The sequence below is a fragment of the Blautia sp. MSK.20.85 genome (assembly GCF_013317245.1).
GTDB lineage: Bacteria > Bacillota > Clostridia > Lachnospirales > Lachnospiraceae > Blautia_A.
In genome coordinates, this window is the sequence record NZ_JAAIUN010000063.1 from 1 (window position 1) to 2,778 (window position 2,778).

1 protein-coding gene is annotated in these 2,778 nt (G+C 43.4%); it reads right to left on the bottom strand.

Annotated elements, in window-relative coordinates:
* Positions 1-108 precede the first annotated feature (108 nt).
* The gene (gene ltrA / locus G5B12_RS16800) at positions 109-2,037 is read right to left on the bottom strand and encodes a group II intron reverse transcriptase/maturase (protein ID WP_242872675.1); all 1,929 of its coding nucleotides are present in this window, start codon (positions 2,035-2,037) and stop codon (positions 109-111) included.
* Between the last annotated feature and the right edge of the window lie 741 nt (positions 2,038-2,778).

Consider the following 2,778-nt stretch of genomic DNA (forward strand, 5'->3'; position numbering starts at 1 on the left):
AATCTCGATAGGTCAGACGCTTTCACGCCTTTCGCCCCGAGCCACACCGTGCAAGCAACTTTCATTGCACACGGCGTTCCATGGGATAAGTCTTTATTGCTAATACAGTTACTTCAAAGTCTGGTTAATTGTTATAAGGTTAATTGCTTCCAATCCTGCTTTAGCTCTCCATTTGTTGAGCTTTGCAATCTTGGCAGGTGCCCTACAATCGAATAAATCGATGAGGGACTTGATGATTTTCACGTCATTAGAATAGATAAGGCTCTTTATATCTTTGTGTACGATTCTGAGGTTTGCATATTCATCCGTACCACCTTGGCTTGGTGGATTAAGATATATGCATTCCACATCTTCAAACGCAAGAGACACCTTTGAGAGTTCACACTTACCCTTTGATGCCACAAATCTTGATAGGCGGTTATCACAGAATTCGATACTATGATTCGTGTCGTTATCTCTACTCAACTTCAACAGCGTTTCTCCATATTCAGATTTAGCAAGCATGCGGTGAATACGTTCACGTCCCTGTGGGGTGTAACGATTGGTGTCCACTCGGTAGAACATTGGATTTTGCGTCCTACAGTATGCTACAGGGACGACAATCATACCATTGATATATCTAACCTGTTTGGACTCCCCATATTTCTGATAGAAATATTCGTCCATCGCACCTTTCAATGTCGGCGGTTTTTCCTTGGAGAGGTCAGCCCGACTATTCAGTCTCGTCTTCATGGTTATGTCAATCGACGGGAACAGTCTGTGAACATCTGCATTTATCATAGTAGCCATGTTATAGTACTGATGCATACCAATGACTGCTTGGTTGTATCTGATGAGGTCATCGTGCTGTGATTGTTCACTCTCGTGAGATTTACAGGCCTGCGCCATGGCATTTTTCAGCTTCACTCGTTGAGAATTGATGGCTTTGTCAGTCATATGAGACTTGATAGACCATTTCTTTCCCTTCTTGTAAAGTTTAAATTTTATGCCTAAGAAGTCGCTATAGCCTTTGGTAAGATTCGTAATTCGTGACTTATCTGGAGATGTTTCCAGCTTTAGTCTGTCCATTAGCCATTGCTCGACCGCATGCTTTAGCTTGGAAGCATCAGAATACGACCTGCAAAATATCTTAAAATCATCCGCATATCTCACTATGTGGCACTCTTTCAATCGGGACTGTCGCAACTTCTTGTACAGATTCCCTTTATTCGGGGTACCATTTTTATTCATATAAATATCGCTTTTCAGAGGATGCTTTGCAGGCATTTCCTCCCATTGACTGGCTATCCACCAGTCAAGCTCATTCAGCACAATATTTGCCAGTAAGGGACTAAGTACACCGCCCTGAGGCGTGCCTTTGTCGGGTACCGTTCTAACCCCATTTTCTTCAATTGGAGCTTTTAGCATTTTTCCAATTAAGGAAATCAGCCTTTTATCACGTATTCCCATCGTCCATATCTGCTTTAGTAGCTTTCCATGGTCGACATTATCAAAAAATCCCTTGATATCTACATCAACTACATAGTGGAATCCGTCCACCTGCGCCAGTTTGTAACACACGGCAACGGCATTCTTAGTGCTACGATTCGGTCTGAAACCATAACTGTGCCGATAAAACTTGGCTTCGCATATAGGCTCCATGACCTGCAACACGCTTTGTTGTACAATCCTATCTAATACCGTAGGGATTCCTAATGGTCGCATTTTCCCATTTGGCTTTGGGATATATACCCTTCTCACCGCTTTAGGCTGGTAGTTAAGAATTTTGTCCCTAACACATTGAACCAATGCTTCCTCTGACATCTCAGCTAAGTCCTTAAAGGTCTTACCGTCGACACCAGGTGTGCTGCTTCCTTTGTTTGATTTGAGATTACGGTATGCCATTTTGATATTGGCATCTGAACCGATAATACTTATCAGATTCGTGAAAATCTTTTCGCTCGCACTATCCGCATATAATGCGTCCTGTACTTCGACCATGCCGTAGTACTCAGCATATCGGATAGCACTTTTCTTTAACAATTCCTTTCTTTGCATAGTCAACATCACCTCACTCTCGCAAGACTTGTTTCTCTTAGTCATACTCGAACCTATGAATGTTAACTGCATTACTTTATTACACTTGTTTTGTCGACTGGCAGACTGACCAGTCGTCCCACTGGAGGCTGTTGCTCCACTCCCATTACAGAAGCTTCATCGCTCGTGCCTCCGCTCTCACAACGATAAAGGTAAGTTATACAGTGTGTTTTCCTTACCAACAGGTCATAGCATGTGCAACTGCTCGCTGTTCGTTGCTTTCGACGTTCCAATATGATGCAATATACTGTACTTAGGTGCTTCCTTTGAGCCTGCTGATTTCCATTGCCTGTAACAATGTTCCGACTTTCACTTCCACCCAGTTACTTTTCGGTAATCAGCGCCAAACCGTTGGCATACGCTTTTCAACGCATTCGAATTTTAGACTCTTTAAATCGTCAGTTCGTCCCCACTTCCGTGGATACTCACCATATACAGCTTCACTACATAATCACAGGCAACCCACACCTCTGTGAATCTTTCCTCAGCCTTACCTGTTAGGACCTGCTTTTTGCTCTTCACCCTAACTTTTGACAACCCGACAGTTCTTGCACAACTATCACGCTGTAGGGAGTTTGTGTGTGTCCCTTCCGGGCGTTACCCCTTCATTTGAACAACACCATATCAGTTGTATCAGTAGCTTTTCTTTTTACGGACGGCTACTGACCCCGCTGTCTATTCAACAAGCGGAACGTCTCGTCC